This window comes from Flavobacteriales bacterium, from assembly GCA_013214975.1.
Lineage (GTDB): Bacteria > Bacteroidota > Bacteroidia > DT-38 > DT-38 > DT-38.
Genome location: JABSPR010000004.1, coordinates 1 through 17,893, shown reverse-complemented (window position 1 = coordinate 17,893; position 17,893 = coordinate 1). Strand labels below are relative to the sequence as shown.

At 35.6% G+C, this 17,893-nt stretch carries 17 protein-coding genes; 11 read left to right on the top strand and 6 right to left on the bottom strand.

What is annotated here, in order from left to right; all coding sequences use genetic code 11:
• Window positions 1-74 precede the first annotated feature (74 nt).
• Together HRT72_00245 and HRT72_00240 are read right to left on the bottom strand one after the other, a co-directional pair.
• Entirely contained in the window at window positions 75-1,220 is a 1,146-nt protein-coding gene (locus tag HRT72_00245; protein ID NQY66144.1) for a cystathionine gamma-synthase, read from the bottom strand.
• A 53-nt stretch (window positions 1,221-1,273) separates the two neighbouring features.
• Entirely contained in the window at window positions 1,274-2,329 is a 1,056-nt protein-coding gene (locus tag HRT72_00240; GenBank protein ID NQY66143.1) for a flippase-like domain-containing protein, read from the bottom strand.
• 32 nt (window positions 2,330-2,361) lie between these two features.
• On the opposite strand from HRT72_00240, the gene HRT72_00235 reads away from it, so the two are divergent.
• From HRT72_00235 to nadD, 5 genes are read left to right on the top strand one after another with little or no spacing between them, the layout of a single operon-like run.
• On the top strand, window positions 2,362-2,715 hold the full coding sequence (locus tag HRT72_00235; GenBank protein ID NQY66142.1) for a hypothetical protein: 354 nt from the start codon (window positions 2,362-2,364) through the stop codon (window positions 2,713-2,715).
• Window positions 2,715-3,602 carry a DMT family transporter gene (locus HRT72_00230; protein NQY66141.1) on the top strand — a complete coding sequence of 296 codons (888 nt, stop codon included), beginning with the start codon at window positions 2,715-2,717 and terminating at the stop codon, window positions 3,600-3,602. Before HRT72_00235 ends, HRT72_00230 begins: the two co-directional genes overlap by 1 nt.
• Before the next feature lie 49 nt (window positions 3,603-3,651).
• Entirely contained in the window at window positions 3,652-4,527 is an 876-nt protein-coding gene (locus tag HRT72_00225) for a YicC family protein (protein ID NQY66140.1), read from the top strand.
• 5 nt (window positions 4,528-4,532) lie between these two features.
• Complete coding sequence (gene gmk, locus HRT72_00220; protein ID NQY66139.1) at window positions 4,533-5,093, top strand: guanylate kinase; 561 nt, start codon at window positions 4,533-4,535, stop codon at window positions 5,091-5,093.
• A 9-nt stretch (window positions 5,094-5,102) separates the two neighbouring features.
• The gene (nadD, locus tag HRT72_00215; GenBank protein NQY66138.1) at window positions 5,103-5,666 is read left to right on the top strand and encodes a nicotinate (nicotinamide) nucleotide adenylyltransferase; all 564 of its coding nucleotides are present in this window, start codon (window positions 5,103-5,105) and stop codon (window positions 5,664-5,666) included.
• 31 nt (window positions 5,667-5,697) lie between these two features.
• On the opposite strand, the gene HRT72_00210 is transcribed toward nadD, so the two are convergent.
• Window positions 5,698-7,152, bottom strand: a complete 1,455-nt coding sequence (locus HRT72_00210) for a PorP/SprF family type IX secretion system membrane protein (GenBank protein ID NQY66137.1) — start codon at window positions 7,150-7,152, stop codon at window positions 5,698-5,700.
• A 1-nt stretch (window position 7,153) separates the two neighbouring features.
• Window positions 7,154-8,500: a gliding motility-associated C-terminal domain-containing protein gene (locus HRT72_00205; protein ID NQY66136.1), complete on the bottom strand. Its 1,347-nt coding sequence runs from the start codon at window positions 8,498-8,500 to the stop codon at window positions 7,154-7,156.
• A 354-nt stretch (window positions 8,501-8,854) separates the two neighbouring features.
• Between HRT72_00205 and HRT72_00200 the strand changes: the two genes are divergently transcribed.
• The 3 genes from HRT72_00200 (at window position 8,855) to HRT72_00190 (ending at window position 12,220) form a co-directional block, all read left to right on the top strand.
• Complete coding sequence (locus tag HRT72_00200; protein ID NQY66135.1) at window positions 8,855-10,000, top strand: hypothetical protein; 1,146 nt, start codon at window positions 8,855-8,857, stop codon at window positions 9,998-10,000.
• A 47-nt stretch (window positions 10,001-10,047) separates the two neighbouring features.
• Window positions 10,048-10,803 (top strand): class I SAM-dependent methyltransferase, encoded by a 756-nt coding sequence (locus HRT72_00195; protein NQY66134.1) that lies wholly within the window; start codon window positions 10,048-10,050, stop codon window positions 10,801-10,803.
• A 67-nt stretch (window positions 10,804-10,870) separates the two neighbouring features.
• Window positions 10,871-12,220 (top strand): glycosyltransferase, encoded by a 1,350-nt coding sequence (locus HRT72_00190; protein ID NQY66133.1) that lies wholly within the window; start codon window positions 10,871-10,873, stop codon window positions 12,218-12,220.
• Between the two features lie 492 nt (window positions 12,221-12,712).
• Here HRT72_00190 and HRT72_00185 read toward each other — a convergent pair whose 3' ends face one another.
• Complete coding sequence (locus HRT72_00185) at window positions 12,713-13,516, bottom strand: hypothetical protein (protein NQY66132.1); 804 nt, start codon at window positions 13,514-13,516, stop codon at window positions 12,713-12,715.
• Window positions 13,517-13,744: 228 nt separating this feature from the next.
• Here HRT72_00185 and HRT72_00180 point away from each other — a divergent pair, with 228 nt between their 5' ends.
• Together HRT72_00180 and HRT72_00175 are read left to right on the top strand one after the other, a co-directional pair.
• A complete protein-coding gene (locus tag HRT72_00180; protein NQY66131.1) occupies window positions 13,745-16,177 on the top strand; it encodes a PD40 domain-containing protein in 2,433 nt (810 codons plus the stop codon).
• A gap of 9 nt (window positions 16,178-16,186) precedes the next feature.
• A complete protein-coding gene (locus HRT72_00175) occupies window positions 16,187-16,651 on the top strand; it encodes a MazG-related protein (GenBank protein NQY66130.1) in 465 nt (154 codons plus the stop codon).
• A 2-nt stretch (window positions 16,652-16,653) separates the two neighbouring features.
• Here the strand turns inward: HRT72_00175 and HRT72_00170 are convergent, their stop codons facing one another.
• Complete coding sequence (locus HRT72_00170; protein NQY66129.1) at window positions 16,654-17,136, bottom strand: DinB family protein; 483 nt, start codon at window positions 17,134-17,136, stop codon at window positions 16,654-16,656.
• A 128-nt stretch (window positions 17,137-17,264) separates the two neighbouring features.
• Here HRT72_00170 and HRT72_00165 point away from each other — a divergent pair.
• The coding region (locus HRT72_00165; protein NQY66128.1) for a hypothetical protein at window positions 17,265-17,893 on the top strand (629 nt) is incomplete at its 3' end.

Here is a 17,893-nt window from a genome sequence, read left to right as displayed (position 1 = left end):
AAATGCTCACATTTTTTATGTCTTAAACTTTTATTTTTGGAACGCTTGATTTAATCTAAGCTTACTACTTAAATTTATATTTTACTTAGCGCTTGATCGATATCAACAATAAGATCTTCTATGTCTTCAACCCCAACACTAAAACGTATTAAAGAATCAACTACACCACTTCGTTCTCTTATCTCTTTAGGGATAGCTGCATGGGTCATAGAAGCTGGATGTGAACATAATGACTCAACACCACCTAAAGACTCTGCAAGAGTAAATACCCTAACACTGCTTAAGAAAGTATAGGCATCCTCCATTTTATTCCCTCTGATGATAAATGATAAGTTTCCTCCGAAGCCACTCATTTGTTCTTTTGCAATACTATGGTTTGGATGATCTTCAAATCCTGGCCAGAAAACTTTTTCAACCTTGTCATGGTTACGTAAGTGATTCGCCATTTTTTCTGTATTCTCACAATGACGTTGCATTCTAAGATGTAAAGTTTTAATACCTCTTAGTACCAAGAACGAATCCTGAGGTCCTGGAACAGCACCACATGTATTTTGAATAAATGCCAATCTTTCTTGTAAGTTATCATTATTACAAATGGCAGCACCCATTATTACATCCGAATGACCACCAATGTATTTGGTGATTGAATGTATAATAATGTCTGCACCTAAATCCATTGGGTTTTGTAAGTAAGGCGATGCAAAAGTATTATCTACAACTAAGATTAGATCCTTGCTTTTAGATATTTCAGATACAGCTTTGATATCAATGATATTCATCATTGGATTTGTCGGTGTCTCCACCCAAATCATTTTAGTATTATCATTCAACTTTTCTTTAATAGCGGCAGTATCATTCATTGGAACAAAATGGAAAACTATGCCATAGTTCTTAAAGATTGTTTCGAATATTCTGTAACTACCACCGTAAAGGTCATTCGTAGAAATAACTTCATCACCTGGGCTTAATAATTTAATGATAGCATCGGTTGCTGCCATGCCGCTAGCAAAGCATAATCCATGCTTGGCATTCTCTAAAGCGGCTAAATTCTTTTCTAAAGTGTGTCTAGTTGGATTTTGAGACCTTGAGTACTCATAACCTTTGTGCTCACCTGGTGCAGTCTGAACGAACGTCGAGGTCTGGTATATTGGAGTCATTATTGCTCCTGTAGCCGAATCTGGTTCAATTGCTGCGTGTATTACTTTAGTTCCGAATTTCATTATTTCGTCTATTAAATTTAAGGTGCAAAAAAACTAAAATAGTACGGTTATATCTAGGGTTTTGCGAACTTTCTTTTCGTCCATCCAGGCAATATGAGAGCACCTATAAACAAATAGGGATAAAATGTCACAAGACGCCATAAAATAGCGAGGCTTGAGATGATAGAAACGGGGATAAGTCCAGCAAGAAATAAGGTGAATATATATTCGGCTATTCCTGAACTACCTGGAGTAGGAGAAACCAACATTATTATCCACATTACAAGTTGTTTTGCTATTACGATGCTATAGCTAGATAAGGGCGTAAATAAAAGAATGATAAAGATTAAAACAGAGTATCTGGAGAGCCAAGATACAGCAGTTGCCAGTCCGATTTGAAGCCAGAAAAAAGCTGGTTTGTTTCGAAATTCTATAGAACTCGTTTCTAAATCATTACTAAACTTTAGGCCAAATTCCTTTTTTAATCTTAATACAGGTAGATTGAAAGCTAATAAAATGATTTTCCGAATTAGATTAGGTGCCACAAAAATAGCGCTGAATAAAACGATGGAGAGAATACTTAGAATCCCATAGCCTACGTAAAATATACTCTTTATGGGAAGTTGAGTGCCAAAGATAGAGAGGTCTGTATCTTGGTTGAAAACAACGGAACTTCCTACTAAAAGAATAGTAAAAGGAGCAAATATAATCAGAAACAACTCGTCGAAAAGAGCGGTGATCAGCACTGTAGCAGTGCTCTTTCCTGGTGAAAGACCTTCTTTGTAGAGTATGTAAAATGCTACCGATGAGCCACCTACTATCGAAGGCGTTACTGCGGATGCAAATTCCCAAAGAAAAATAATATTAAAAGAGTTTTTCCAGCTAATTACTTTATCTGTTATAATCCTTATTCTATACATGTAAGCCAAATCACGTAAAGAGGCCAATAAAATGATAACAAATATTAGAAGGCAATTCGTTAATGAAAGTGTAAATTCTGGAATCCCATATTCTTTGAATTCATCTTGTAGAAGATAATATGATATGCCTAGACCTATTAGAATAGGGAAGACGGTCATTCGTAATCGTAGAACTCTTTTACTTTCCTTTTTAGTTCCGGAGATACTCATATGTTAATTGCTAATTTTGTAAAAAAATACCAATGAAGAAAATATATCATTTATCAACTTGCTCAACTTGCAGTAGGATACTGAAAGAGATTTCCATTGACGAAAGTTTTGAATTACAAGATATCAAAAGTAATAAAATTACGGAGGAGCAATTATTGGAAATGCGAGCTCTTAGTGGTTCCTATGAAGCTTTGTTTAGTCGTAAAGCTATCAAATATAGGACTATGAAGTTAGGGGACAAAAATTTGTCTGAAATAGACATTAAGAAACTAATATTAGAAGATTATACTTTTCTTAAAAGACCGGTTTCCTTGATAAACAAAGAAATCTTTATTGGGAATTCGAAAAATAATATTGAATCACTAAAATTGACTCTCAAAGCATAATGACAAGGTGGATGGCCCATGTGGCTTTGCTCATTGCTAACATAATTTATGGTGTAAATTATTCGATAGCAAAGTTGGTTATGCCTGATTTTGTTGAGCCATTTGGCTTTGTAGTATTAAGAGCTACTGGTGCGGCAATTTTCTTTTGGTGTTTGCATTTTATCTCTAAAAAGGAAAAAATAGATAACAATGACTATCTGAAATTTGCATTATGCGCTGTGTTTGGTGTTGCTTTAAATCAATTGATGTTTTTGAAAGGGCTCAACCTTACCACGCCAATAAACGCTTCAATAATAATGACTTCCAATCCGATTTTAGTATTAATAATAGCTAGTGTAATTATTCGTGAAAGAGTTACAATTTTTAAAATTACTGGAATAGCACTTGGCTTAATTGGTGCTCTACTATTATTGAGTTTTAAAAAGGATTTCTCTTTCGGTTCGGAGACTATAGAGGGCGATATGTATATATTAATCAATTCTCTTTCTTATGGAATTTATATTTCATTGGTAAAAGGATTATTACAGAAATACAACCCTTTAACCGTTGTTAAATGGGTGTTCTCTTTCGGTGTGTTTTTCGTTATGCCTTTTGGCTTTTCGGAAGTAATGGAAGTAGAGTGGAGCAGTTTTGGTCTTGATATTTGGGGAGCTGTTCTCTTTGTAGTTTTTGTTACTACATGTTTTGCGTATTTGTTAAATACGTTTGCTCTTGTCAAATTATCTCCTTCGGTAGCAAGTACCTATATTTATTTACAACCTCTCTTAGCGGCATTCTTTGCTATACTGATGGGGCAGGATGAATTGGACCTAATTAAAGTTATTTCGGTGGTAATTATTTTAGGTGGAGTTTATCTGGTGAGCAGGCCAACCTCATTGGTTAAATAGACTTCGAATTTCTCACTCTTTCCTTACCTTTATATAAAATATTTATATCATGATAAAATCAATGACCGGCTACGGTAAAACTCTAATTGATGGCGAAATTAGAAGATTTCAAGTTCTAATGAAGTCATTGAATAGTAAGCAATTGGATGTTAGTTTAAAGATGCCTGATTTGTTTAGGGATAAAGAGCTTGAGATAAGATCTTTTTTAGCGGAAAAATTTGTTAGAGGTAAAATTGACGTGCGTATTTCTTATGAGAACATTGGTGGAGAAAAAGGGAAGGAAATAGATAGGGAAAAGGTTAATTCTTATTATAAAGAATTGAAGGAAATTAATGAAGGGCTTAATAATGACTCTAATGTCGATTATTTGAGTTTGATCCTGAAAATGCCAGATATCATGATATCTAAGTCACATGATTTTGATGAGAACGAGTGGAGTAAGGTGAGAGAAGGAATACATAGCGCTGCGAAAGAACTGGATGCGTTCAGGATTATGGAAGGAGACGTATTAGAGAAGGACGTTGTAATTCGTATAGACTTGATTGGGAAAGCGTTGGTTGAGATTGAGAAATTTGAGTATAAGAGAGAAGAATATATTAAAGACAAGATTAAGCAGTCGTTAGAAGAGTTAATTGAAAAAGATAGAATAGATGAAAATCGGCTTGAACAGGAATTAATTTATTATCTCCAAAAGATTGATATTACTGAAGAAAAGGTGCGATTGAAAAGCCATTTGGATTATTTTATAAACGTTTTGAAATCTGGGAATTCAGAGGGTAAGAAACTAAGTTTTATAACCCAAGAAATGGGGAGAGAGATTAATACGATTGGCTCTAAGGCAAATGATGCAAGCATGCAAAAGGTAATAGTTGAGATGAAAGATGAGTTAGAGAAGATTAAAGAACAACTGTTAAATATATTGTAGTTCGGATGAAAAAAATGATTATTCTTTCTTCTCCTTCAGGTGCTGGGAAAACCACTATCATGAAACATTTGATCAAGTGCAATTTGAATTTGAGGTTTTCTATTTCTGCTTGCAGTAGGAAAATGCGACCTGGTGAAGTAGATGGGAAAGACTACTATTTTCTTTCAACAAAAGAGTTCAAGGAGAAATTGGCTCAAAATGAGTTTGTAGAATGGGAAGAGGTTTATGACGGTTTGTTTTATGGTACTCTTAAATCTGAGCTCGAAAGGATATTCGATTTGGGTGAGAATGTAATATTCGATGTAGATGTTCTTGGTGCAATAAACATTAAGAAAGAATATGGTGATAAAGCGCTATCAATTTTTATTATGCCCCCATCAAAAGAGGCTTTAAAACAGAGATTGCTTAATAGAGGTACTGAATCTCCAAGAAGTATCGAAGAGCGTTTGGAAAGAGCAGAAGAGGAAATGTTGAGATCGGAAGAATTTGATAAAATTGTTGTGAATGATCAACTTTTGGTAGCTTGTGAAGAGACTGAGCAAATAGTGAGATCTTTCCTTAAATAAATTTACTCTATGAATATTGGATTGCTTTTCGGGTCGTTTAATCCAATTCATAAAGGTCATATTTCGGTTGCAGAATACTTCATGAAACAAGACTGTATAGATGAAGTTTGGCTAGTAGTTACGCCGGCGAATCCCTTTAAGGATATGAGTCAAACGGTATCTGGCGATCAGCGCTTAGAAATGTGCCGATTAGCCTGTAATAATACTTCGATATCTATTTGTGATATAGAATTTGGTTTGCCTAAACCAAATTATACTTATTCTACGCTGCAGCTATTACGTGATTTACATAGAGATAAGAAGTTTAGCCTAATTGTTGGGGATGACAATATAGATACGCTGAACCTCTGGAAAAACTACAAGGACATTATTTTAAATCATGAGATTCTAGTCTACCCAAGAGATATAAAGAAAGAGGTAGAAGTTAATGGCGCATATCAATTCTTTAATGAAGCACCTTTAATACCATGGTCATCTACCTCTATTAGGGAGCAAATTGCTGAGAAAGGCAATATCACTGAAATGGTACCAGATTCTGTAATGAATTATATTCAGAAAAATAGGCTGTATTAATTCCGACTTAATAATCAGTCGATATCAAATGTTATTGAAATTTGTGGATCCAAACGTCCGTATAGCCTGCATCTCGCATTGCATCACGGTCTTTTTTCGCATGTTCATACGAATCGTATTCAGATAGGTAGATGTAGTACCATTCTCGTTCGCTATTAAATACAATGAACGATGTCTTGCCTTTTTTATCCCATTGCATAATTCCAACCTTGGCATTTGAGAAACTTCTGAATGCTTCGATCACAACATAGTAACCTTGTTTCAATGATTGTTGTTCGCCGGTTTCTGTATCAATTACAGATAAGTTTTCTGATCCGTGAATAGCTCTGTCTAGCTCATTAACTTCTCCTTTAACTCGTCCAATATCTGCAACAGCAACTTCTTTGTTATCCACTACATCATGCTCTAAATCAAATATTCTCGCATCTAAGCTATCTATTCTTACAGAATCGTAATCGACTCTTGCTTCTAATGCAGCATATAGAGCACCTAGGCTGTCAATCAGAGGTTTAACATCTTCAAGAGCATCGTCTTTCTTGCTACCGCCACCGTCGCCACTACCACTAATATTAAATCCTAATCCAATTTCATGCGAACCACTTGATTGAGCTGTTATTCCTGCAAATCCAAATTCATACGAGTATAAAATATTTATTTTATCACTGATCATTGCACCACCTGAAGCATGGTAAATACCTCCTGATCTAAACCCTAGACCAACCCAAATCCAGTCGTCATATTTCGTGAGTACTGCAGCTTCAACTTGAACAGGGCTATTTTGACTTAGTCTACCTATTAGTATTGGTTCAAATCGTAATAAGTCGTCTTTAATTCCAAACTCAAATGAGGCATGCATTAAATAATGTCGAGCGTAGGTATAGTTCAGGTTGCTATTTTGATTTTGGTAAAAAGTTGAATTTCCTAGCAAGTTGGGTACGCTTACTCCAACGGTAGCGTCTTCATACGTGTAGTTAATTCCAGCACCTATATCTAATGCAGTACCAACAAAAGAATTGTTTAGCCCACCCATCGAATTTAAGAATACATCATCAGAGCCATCATCAACGTTCATATCTGATAAATTAATTCGATTCTCATGGAATCCGCCATTAACACCAAAACTTATCGTGTGATCAGATCCTACTTCTAAATGGTAAGCATAACTCAACGATCCATTAGTGGATTTAATCATTCCAATATCTTCGCTTATCAATGAAGCGCCGAAGCCACCGTTGCCAGCAACTGGACCGTTTACATTAATAAATTTTGTAATAGGTGCACCAGAGATTCCTACCCATTCTTTTCGGTAAGAAATATTTCCTTTCCAATCTCCTTCAGCACCGGCAAATGCAGGTGAATAAACGAAGTGGTTAGTCATAAACTGGTTGGTAATAGGAGATTGTTGTGCCAAAAGAGAAAATGGCATAGCAAGACATAACCCAACCAGGCTAGCTTTGATAATATTATATGTAGATCGTCCGTTCATTTTATCTCAACAAAGTAATTGATCCAGTTCCGCTTATTTCTTCTGTAGGGCAATTTACAGTGTAAAAATAAACACCTTCAGGTAAGGGATTTCCTTCAAATGTTCCATTCCAACTATTGTTATAAATATCCTCACTATATACGTTTTTCCCCCAACGGTTAAAGATTTGAACTTCGCATGACGTAAAAGAGGCAAGGTCATCAATGATCCATACTTCATTTTTTCCGTCTCCGTTTGGAGTAATTATATTTTTGGCACTTAGAGTAGCGCTAATTTCAGTAATGTAAATACTAGTACTTAAAGAACATCCACTTCCATCTAAAACACTTACACTATAGCTTCCTGAATCCATAACATTCTCTAGTATAGTAGAACTACCCAAATAAATAGAATCTGATTTATACCAAGCATAAGATGTAAAAGACTCTGTTGTACTTAAAGAAGTAAGACTTGATTCAAGATCAAATAATGTAGTATTACCTGAAATAGCTAAAGCTTGAAGAGGGATTTCCACAGTTACTGTATTTATTACGGTGTCAATACATCCCACTTCGTCAATAACTATTAATGTATCTCCATAGGTTCCTGCATTCAAATATTCATGAACCACAGAGCCTGTTCCTATCTCCATTGAAGTATTGTCATCAGATAAGGGATCATTAAAATACCAAGTAGAAGTTGCCAAAGGCGAAAGACCTGGCGTAGATGTGTTTGTTAAGTATGTACTATCTCCTAAACAAGCAATATTACTTGTAAACGCAGCTAATGGCCCATTGTTTACAGATAAAGTAAATGTTTCAACCGTTATACATGCTTCATTAGAAGTCATTGTTAAGGAAGGGGATACCCCAGTAGTAACAGTCGTATATGTATGTGATACGGACGACCCAGTTAATACGGGGGAACCATCACCAAAATCCCATGAAAAAGTAGCGATATCGTTATAATCAAAAATTAAAGTATCCGTGGCGGTAAACGCAACGTTAGCTTCAAGGCATCCTACTGTTGGAATGCTAATTGCGGCACTTGGGTTTGGATAAACCAATACTGTTGCAACTGTTGAATTTGTAATGCCAGCATTTGAAGTAACGGTTAATCTAACTGATTGCGGACCAGAATTAGTAAAAGGGTTTGTTACAGTTAGGCCTGTAGCATCTATTGTTCCATTATTATCGAAATCCCATTCCGTGTCTTGAATGCCATCCGCCACAAACGAGCTACTCGTAAAAGTTAAGTCAGCGTCAACACATCCGCTAGGCGGAAAAAACACAATTGTAGGCGTTGTTTGGGCAATAGAACTTATTGCTCCTCCTAAAATTAATACTATGGATAAAATGTATCTTCTCATTATACTTATGCTCTAGTGTGTTACTTTGCTGTTAATTAAAGCGGTAACTCTTTAAAGTGTATAGTTTGTGTTTGTTTTATGCATGCTAGTTGCTCAAATGTAAAAATTCTTTACTCTAAATCCATTCAAATCGAAATGAATTATTGTTATATGTATGTAGATTTTTATTCAATACAATTGTGATCGTTCTACGAGCAAAGATTAAAAGTGTTCGATTTTTTTATTTCAATCATCTAATTATTATAAGATTCCCTTATTTAGGAGAGATATTGAATCATTTGTAATATAGATTAAGTGAATATTTATATGGCACACAATTTGTTTTCCTATCTTCGATCCGTGATAAATTATTTAATGATGAGAAGAATTATTGTATTGCCCATTGTAGCGTTGTTTCTATTGTTTTCATGTAACAGTAGTCAAAAATCCTATCAAAGTGGAAATTATGATGCGGCCGTTCTGAAAGCTGTGAAGAAACTTAGAAAGAATGGTGAGAATAAGAAGGCTATTGACGCTCTGTCGCAAGCATATCCAGCTGCTAAAGGATGGCATGAAGGACGAATAGCCCAATTTAAATCATCTGGTGATGTGTATAAATGGGAAAAAGTAATGGCAGAGTACAAGGCTATGAATCGCCAGTATGATGAGATAAACAGATGTCCTGCTTGCCTGAACTTTGTTCAGGCAGTGCGATACACCGCTGAGTATGATGGAGCAGTAGAGAAAGCGGCGGAAGTGAGATATGCATTGGCCGAAAAAGAATTAGAGAACAAGCTTGATAGAAATAGAGCAAAGCAAGCTTATTTACATTATAAAAAAGCAAATAGCCTTAAACCTGGATACAAAGACGTTATTAATAAGATGGCGGACTCTAAATTTTATGCTACTCTTAAAGTAGTATTAGATCCTCTCCCTAAAGTTTCAAAGTCTATGGAGATTAGCAATGAATTCTTTGAAAACAAGATTAGCGAGCTAATACACACATTGCCGGTTAATGAATTTGTAAAGTTCTATTCACCTAAAGAGGCAAAAACTCAGGGAATAGAAGTTGTAAATCATCTTATTAAAATAAGATTTGATGATTTTATTGTTGGGCAAACTCACATAAAGGAAACAGAGAAGGAAATTTCTAAAGATAGTGTGGTGGTTTCTGAAGTTAAACTTCCAAACGGAACTGTACATCCAGCTTATGCAACAGTAAAGGCCACCTTGCATACTTCTAAAAAAACGGTTATTTCCACTGGATTACTCGATTTTAAAATAATCGATCCTAATACAGATGTAGTACTAACACAGGAAAAGTTTCCTGGTACTTACAATTGGTTCTGTGAATGGGGATATTTTAATGGAGATGAAAGAGCTCTAAGTAAAGAACAGAAAAAAATACTTGGTTTAAAGCAACTTAACCCGCCACTGCCACAGGATCTGTTTATAGAGTTTACAAAACCTATATATGATCAACTAGCTGGAAAGATTCGGGCATTCTATGCTAATTATTAAAGTGAAGATTTGATTTCTCCTTCACTCCATTGAAAAATTAATTTACAATGTTCAAGGAGTCAGATATTCTTAATCTCGATTCGCCAGATGCCTCACTTGTACATCGCGAAATAATTTTAGCGAAGCCATTTCTGAAAAAATTGCACGAAGAGTGGTATAGTCATTATATCAAGAGAATAACTGTTGAAGAAGATACCAAGCATCTTGAAATTGGTTCAGGAGGAGGTTTCTTGAAAACTATTATGCCTAGTATCATTACTTCCGATATAATGGATATTGAAGAAGTAGATATGTGCTTTATGGCGGAGAAGATGCCTTTTGAAGACGCCACATTAGATTCTATTTTTATGGTTAATGTATTGCATCATATTCCAGATTGTGAACAGTTTTTCAACGAAGTACAGCGAGTATTAAAACCCAAAGGGAAACTCGTTTTAGTAGAACCAGCGAATACCATCTTTTCTAGATTGGTCTATAAGAATGTTCATCATGAACTATTCGATGAAAACGCGGATTGGAAATTTAGTTCAATGGGCCCGATGACAGATGCAAACGGTGCTCTTCCGTGGATAATATTTAATAGAGATTTACATATCTTTCAATCTAAATTCGAAAGTTTAAAATTGAGAAGCATAACATTACACACTCCATTTCGCTATTTATTAACGGGTGGTTTATCCTATAAATCTCTTGTTCCGGGTTGGAGTTTTGGTGTGGTATCTTTTCTAGAAAGAATCTTATCGCCATTGTTCCCTGCGATTGCTATGTTTCAAACTATCGAAGTAAATAAGATTGATGACTGATAAAGTAGGAAAACTTTTCTATAAGCACTTTCAAGATTTTGCTCTAAACTTTAAGCGATACAGAGTAATGTATCGGTATTACTGGTCGATGATTGCTCACTACCATAATTACTTTATTCATGAAGACGATTCTGTTTTAGAGATAGGATGTGGTACAGGAGATACGCTGTCAATTCTAAAGGGTATCAATAAAACGGGGATAGACTTTAGCGAGAATATGATTGATGTCGCAAAAGAACTTCATCCAGATATTGAGTTTCATGTAATGGATGCAGAAAATATTCAATTGGATAATAAGTACGACGTCATTGTACTAAGCAATGTAGTTAGCATATTCGATAATGTAATCGATGTTTTGAATTCTGTGAAGAGAGTATGCCATCCACGGACTAAAATTTTTATCACAAGTCCGAATTATTTTTGGTATCCAATAGTTCGTTTGGGTGAATTATTAAGGTTGAAGAAGAAGGCACCAGAATCGAGTTGGCTTACACCAAATGATATACGGAATATGCTGCATCTAACCGGTTTTGAATCTTACAGATCGGCTAAAGGCGTGTTGATTCCCATAAATATTCCTGTAATCTCCTGGTTTGCTAATAAATTCTTTGCTCGACTTCCTTTACTAAATAATCTTTGTTTAAATAATTACATCATTTCACGTCCAATAATTGACGATGCTGATTTTGAGAACAGATATAGCTCAACGATTGTAATTCCCGCTAGAAATGAGAGCGGAAATATTGAGGATGCAATATTAAGAATGCCTCAATTCGGGAAACATATAGAGATCATATTTGTTGAGGGTAATTCTACCGACGACACATGGGAAAAGATAAAGGAGATACAATCTAAATATGCCGATACGCATGATATAAAAATTATGCAACAGGAAGGAAAGGGAAAAGGCGATGCAGTACGAAAAGGATATCGAGCTGCCACTGGAGATATCTTAATGATATTAGATGCGGATTTAACTATGCCTCCAGAAGAACTTCCGAAATTTTATGACGCACTAGCTTTTGGGAAAGGGGAATTCATAAATGGTTGTCGATTGGTGTATCCGATGGAGAAGGACGCCATGCGCTTCTTGAATATCTTAGGTAATAAGTTCTTTAGTATGGCATTCTCTTGGTTGTTGGAATCATCGATTAAAGATACTCTTTGTGGAACCAAAGTTATGTTTAGAACAGATTATGAGAAACTGATAAAGAACAAAAAGTTCTTTGGGGATTTTGATCCTTTCGGTGATTTTGATCTGATATTCGGAGCCTATAAATTAAATCTAAAATTGATCGATTTACCAATACGATACCAAGAACGTATCTATGGAGACACCAATATTTCACGGTTTAAACATGGTTTTATCCTTCTCCGAATGTGTATGTATGCTACTACCAAAATAAAATTTTGGTAATTTTTTCAGGCGTAACTATCATATATTAAGCTGCATACATATTATTTCAATTTTTATTGAAATAAAAATGCAATTCCTCCTAGGGGAAAGGCAAGTTTGATGGATATATATAGTAAGAACCCAAAAACGTCAACGGAAGTTCTGCAGAATTAAAAAGAATCTAAGCTGACCTGAACTTAAAAGGTGATTAGTATCATAAGACTAATCACCTTTTTTGTGTTCTAAAATATCGTTTACCATTCTTGGCATATTATTTGAAAGTGTGATATGAAATTAGAGGATATGAAAAAAATCAAAAAAGATTACATCTTATTAAAAACGGCTCTAGCCTTTTTTACATTGTTTGTTTTAAGTACGACTTTAATAGAGTACCTCTCCTAGAGAATTTGAAAATAGCGTTTCCTGATTAATGCAATCACGTCATTGCATTGAGATGAAGCCCGAACTTACATTGTAAGTTCTGGCTTCAATATTTATGATTATATGAGTGCTCTATTCGCAATCAGTGTCTTCACCTAATTCATTCCAGCAAAATGTGTTTCCTTCGTTTGAATTGGAGTTGGTGTATGATCCATATTTCTCAGTACTATGCCATACGATATCAACGTATACATCCTCCTTCGATGAGTACACATCGTAATTTCTATCGTACATTTCATCATCAGATATAGTGTATTCGATATACGAATTCTCATAATCTGTACTTTCTACAATCTTATATTTCAATGTTGCATTGTTCTCATCCGTCTTAGAATAGCCGATTTCAAGATATGCCGTTGGGTCGTCTCCATCTTTATTCATCTTCCAGGAAGCGCTGGAGTGATCGTTAGCCACAGTACCTTCATACCACAATACATTTTGAAACCCATCACTCTTTGAAACATACATTTCCCAATTAGTACTACTTGCATCTGCCACCGATCCAACCAGTTCACATGCGTAAGTGTTTGATCCACTCACTACATCATATGTCCAAACATAACCGTCTTTATCTACGTCCCACTTACCTTCGTGATTAAACGCTTCTTTGAAAGCTGCTACCGGAACAACTAAAGTTACATTCATGATAGTATTCCAAACCAGAACTGTTAATCCCGCTGCTATAGTGGCTATTTTTGATTTTGGTTCTATGGATTTAGTGATATCCGAAAAGTTATCCATGTTTAAAACGAAACTACCTTCTGTAGGAAGACTAGGAGGAGTATTCGGTAAGGTTTCTGCTTTTTCACAACTTGCCAGAAATAGGATACTAAAAGTTAGAATAACTGAGGTCAGTGATTGAATTTTAGATTTCATGATGTTTGTTTTTTGAATGTTGTGACACTAAAATACAAAATTATAAATTCAAGAATATTTTTTAAGTACCTAGAAAGGTGTGTAATAGATCCATGTCCGACAATAACTTCTTTATTAGGATCTCGTAAATAACCTGTATTTAAAATTTGAGGACTCTTACTAGGAGTCTTCCTTGGACGTTTATTTATCTAATTATTTATCTTTAAGAAAAGGAAAAGACGTAATTAAATGACGCTTAGGCACTTTATTATCCTTCTTTTATCATTTGCTCTGACGATTCAGGTGAGCCATGCCCAATATTCGGAAGTGGATTTAAGACCAGCTTTAGTTTCTGGAGAAAAGGCATATTATAAACTCGATTTTAGAAGAGCTCTTAAGTTTTATATGATAGCTTATTCTTTAGATAGTTCTATAGTAGAACTTAATTTAAGAATAGGAGTTTGTAAGTATCTTATAGAAAATGATAAAGAGATTTGTATTCCATTCTTGCAATTCGCGACGAAGGGAGGTCATATAGAAGCTCTCTTTTATTTGGGCTTGGCTTATCATGCCACCATGGATTTCGACAATGCTCTTAAATGCTATAATGAATATTTGAATTTTGAGATGAATCCAGAGTTAGGGGTGAAAGATTTTAGTACTGAAGAAATAGAACACAAGATTGCCATAACTAAATATGCTATCTCGGCTGTAGCTAACCCTGTTAATGTAAAGATTGAGAATTTAGGCGGAGAAGTTAATACCATGTTCCCAGACTATGGCCCAGTGCTCTCTATGGATGAGAATATGCTGCTATTTACGACAAGAAGACCTTCAAATAGAGGTCCAGAGAATAGATTAGACGGTTTATATTTCGAGGATATTTACTCATCGGTAAAAGAGAATGGAGAATGGACTAAACCTAGAAATTTAGGTCACCTTATTAATTCTGCGAAACATGAGTCTGCAGTTGGAATATCTCCCGATGGGCAGTTAATGTTTATTTATAAATCGAACGATTACGGATCAGGAGACCTTTATTATGCTAGGCAAAATAGAAATGGCTGGGGAGGCCCATTAATTTATAGGAATGATATAAAATCTGCTGGCATAGAATCGGGCGCAACAATAACGGAAAACGGTAGAATTATTTATTTCTGTAGCGATCGAATAGGAGGTGAAGGAGGAATGGATCTTTATAAGACTCAATTGCTTCCAAATGGCACTTGGGGTTTGGCAACGAATTTAGGACCAACAATAAATACATCTGGTGATGAGGAGTCCCCTTTTATCCATCCCGATGGATCGAAGCTGTTTTTTAGTTCTACAGGTCATGAGAACATGGGAGGGCATGATATTTTTCAATCGAATTTGATAGACACAACTTGGTCTAAGCCTAAAAACTTGGGGTACCCAATTAACACAGTACAGGACGACCTGTTTTTTGTATTGTCTACAGATGGGAGGCGAGGCTATTATTCAACGATTCGAGAAGATGGATTTGGGGCGTCAGATATATATGTTATATATATGAATGGCGAAGAGATTAATGGGGTGTTGATAGGTGGAGAGGTAACTTCTACAAAGCAAGGTGAAAAGCCATTTAGATCAGAAAAACCTATTCTAAGTATAGTTGACGAGGCATCGGGAGAACTAATTGGAAAGTACACACCAAATGGTATTACTGGAAAATATGTGATGTTATTAAACCCAGGTCCCAGATATAAACTGGTTGTAAAAGCGTTGAATCATAAGACGTATATAGATACGTTTGAGTTTAAGAACACTGGTGGTTTTCAAGAAATCATGAAGAACATTAAGCTCGAGTATATAGCCGCTACAGAACCGGAACCAGAACCTATTCCAGAGCCAATTGTAATTCCAGAACCGGAGCCCGAAATAATTCCAGAATATGAAGAAGATGAAATTTTCAGCAACTTATCGTGGTATGGTTTGGTAACCGATTCAAAAACGAAAGATGGCCTAGGTGGGGTTCGTGTACAAATTGTAGATCAATCTACAGGTGAAGCATTTACGTTTATTACTATAGATACTGGCGAGTTTGTGAAATCAATAGGTGATAAGAAGAAAGATGAAAAGGCTATGTATTCTGTTGAACTTTCCAAGGAAGGCTATTTTACAAAGTCCTTAAATGTAGAGGTCGTTTATAAGATAGATGGCAAAACGAAATTTTCCGATTTATTGGATTTCTCTATGGATGTTGAGGTTAAAAACTTATCGGATTTAGTTCAAATTAATGCGATTGGTTTTGATGTTAACAAATCGGATATCAGGCAAGATGCGGCAATCGAGTTAGATAAAATCGTAAAGATTATGACCGATTATAAAGAGATGGTGGTAGAGCTAGGCTCTCATACAGATTGTAGAGGTAGTGAAAAGTATAACATGAAGTTATCGGATAAAAGAGCTAAGGCATCGGCAAACTATATAAGCGGGAAAATTACTGATCCCGATAGGATAACGGGAATAGGATATGGAGAATCTGAATTGGTGAACGATTGCGGATGCGAGGGAAAAGTTAAATCAGATTGTACAGATGAACAGCATGCCGAGAATAGACGAACCACCTTTCAAGTAGTAAGCACTGGCTCAGACTTGTTAAAGGTAGATAGCGATAAGGAACCCAAAGAGATTACGCCAGAGATTGAAGTAGGAGAATAAAACCCTGGAATGAAGGACACGAAAAAAGCATTGCACTGGATAGTTAAATTGCTTACCACTAATGAAATTCCATTTCAGATATTGGGTGGTTTTGCAGCACGAGCCTATGGGGCGCGACGAGAATTGGCCGACATCGACATAGAAGTTCCTTCTGTAAGTTTCAGGAAATTATGCGATCTGGTAAAGGAGCATATAACTCAAGGACCAATGATATATAAAGACGATATCATGGAATGCGAGATAGTAGAATTCTCTTATGAAGGACAATTGATAGAGATTGTAAATGCTGGCAACACGGTTTTTCGAAACCCAGAAACAAACCAGTGGGAACAAGAGATTATAAATTTTGAAGATTCGGAATTGGTCGAAGTTTTAGGAATTTCGGTTCCTTTAATTCCCAAACAGCAATTAATTGCCTATAAAAAGAAATTAGGAAGAGAGGTAGATTTGATTGATATAGAGCAGTTGAGTTAGACCTACATCAACCTTCCTTTTCCTCGCATCTTACGAACAATACCAATCTGCCCAATGTGATAACCTTCATGAAATAGGTTGAAATTCATGTAATCTTCGGCGGTTTTAAACTCATCCCAAATAGGCCATTCTTCATCTGCCAATGGCAGATTCATATTCGCCTTAACATAGGGTAATGCTTTAACTAATTCCTTTTCTCGTTGACGTAAAGCTTCTATTAGTTCTTCTGCCGAAACAGAACTTTGTTCTTCATTGGGTTCTTCACCAAACGTAAACATGCTTTCCCAGCTATTTGGGGATACATCTACACCGATAGATTGCAGAAACAACGTTCGTTCTTCTACAATGTGGCCAAGATTCCAATGTGCGTTGTTGCTTTCTTCATGACTGTAAAACCAGTCTTCTTCATCAAAACCATCAACTAATTTTAATAGGTATTCGGTACCAAAGGTTATTGCTTTTGTATAGTTTGAAAGAGTAGGCATTTAATCTTGTTTGGTTAAGAAGTGTTAAAATAGGATAATAGATAGACGTTTTAGATATAAGAGATGGGGAATTAGTAACTTACAATTGTTTAAAACACTATATATTTGTATTCAATAGACCAACGAATTTGAGATTATTTTCAAAATATTTCCTTCTAACTATAGTCCTGGTTGCAATTTACTCTTGTGAAAAGAGGGTAGTTGAGATCGTATATTCAGTTAATCATACAGTCCTAGAATCTCCGGCAGATTCGACAGATTTAAGTGCGATTAACTTTTATAGCTCACAAGTTGGATACTTGGGTACTTCAGAGGGGATCTTGTTTAAATCTATTGATGGAGGAACAAGTTGGGCAGATGTTGAGTTAGGATCTACCCAGAGAATTAAAAAAATAGAATTTATATCAGAGAGTAAACTTCTTGTTTTGGATGCATCAAGTTTATATAAATCCATGGATGGTGGCTCATCTTGGGAGCTAATATATTCTCACGATAATGGCGATGTTAGTGCTGTAGATGACGATATATATTATGTTTCATCGGGCAATAATATTTACAGAACTGAAGATGGTGGTGTGACTTGGGAATCACAATTGTCTACCACAGTAATAACTGGCTACATCGGAACAATTGCGCTAATCAGTTATGTTAATTTACCTCCAATTAGTGGAATTCATATGGTAAGTGATTCAAAAGGTGCATATCTACATGGAAGCGAAAGCCCGATGGACGATTACCAGATAATGGCTACATCTGA

Bases quoted from the DNA above. Each gene is read 5' to 3' on its own strand.
- HRT72_00210 (NQY66137.1), bottom strand. From the start codon at position 7,152: ATGAACGGACGATCTACATATAATATTATCAAAGCTAGCCTGGTTGGG.
- HRT72_00190 (NQY66133.1), top strand. From the start codon at position 10,871: ATGTATCGGTATTACTGGTCGATGATTGCTCACTACCATAATTACTTT.
- HRT72_00175 (NQY66130.1), top strand. From the start codon at position 16,187: ATGAAGGACACGAAAAAAGCATTGCACTGGATAGTTAAATTGCTTACC.
- HRT72_00205 (NQY66136.1), bottom strand. From the start codon at position 8,500: ATGAGAAGATACATTTTATCCATAGTATTAATTTTAGGAGGAGCAATA.
- HRT72_00225 (NQY66140.1), top strand. From the start codon at position 3,652: ATGATAAAATCAATGACCGGCTACGGTAAAACTCTAATTGATGGCGAA.
- HRT72_00180 (NQY66131.1), top strand. From the start codon at position 13,745: ATGACGCTTAGGCACTTTATTATCCTTCTTTTATCATTTGCTCTGACG.
- HRT72_00185 (NQY66132.1), bottom strand. From the start codon at position 13,516: ATGAAATCTAAAATTCAATCACTGACCTCAGTTATTCTAACTTTTAGT.
- HRT72_00245 (NQY66144.1), bottom strand. From the start codon at position 1,220: ATGAAATTCGGAACTAAAGTAATACACGCAGCAATTGAACCAGATTCG.
- HRT72_00230 (NQY66141.1), top strand. From the start codon at position 2,715: ATGACAAGGTGGATGGCCCATGTGGCTTTGCTCATTGCTAACATAATT.
- HRT72_00170 (NQY66129.1), bottom strand. From the start codon at position 17,136: ATGCCTACTCTTTCAAACTATACAAAAGCAATAACCTTTGGTACCGAA.
- nadD (NQY66138.1), top strand. From the start codon at position 5,103: ATGAATATTGGATTGCTTTTCGGGTCGTTTAATCCAATTCATAAAGGT.
- HRT72_00240 (NQY66143.1), bottom strand. From the start codon at position 2,329: ATGAGTATCTCCGGAACTAAAAAGGAAAGTAAAAGAGTTCTACGATTA.
- HRT72_00195 (NQY66134.1), top strand. From the start codon at position 10,048: ATGTTCAAGGAGTCAGATATTCTTAATCTCGATTCGCCAGATGCCTCA.
- HRT72_00235 (NQY66142.1), top strand. From the start codon at position 2,362: ATGAAGAAAATATATCATTTATCAACTTGCTCAACTTGCAGTAGGATA.
- HRT72_00200 (NQY66135.1), top strand. From the start codon at position 8,855: ATGATGAGAAGAATTATTGTATTGCCCATTGTAGCGTTGTTTCTATTG.
- gmk (NQY66139.1), top strand. From the start codon at position 4,533: ATGAAAAAAATGATTATTCTTTCTTCTCCTTCAGGTGCTGGGAAAACC.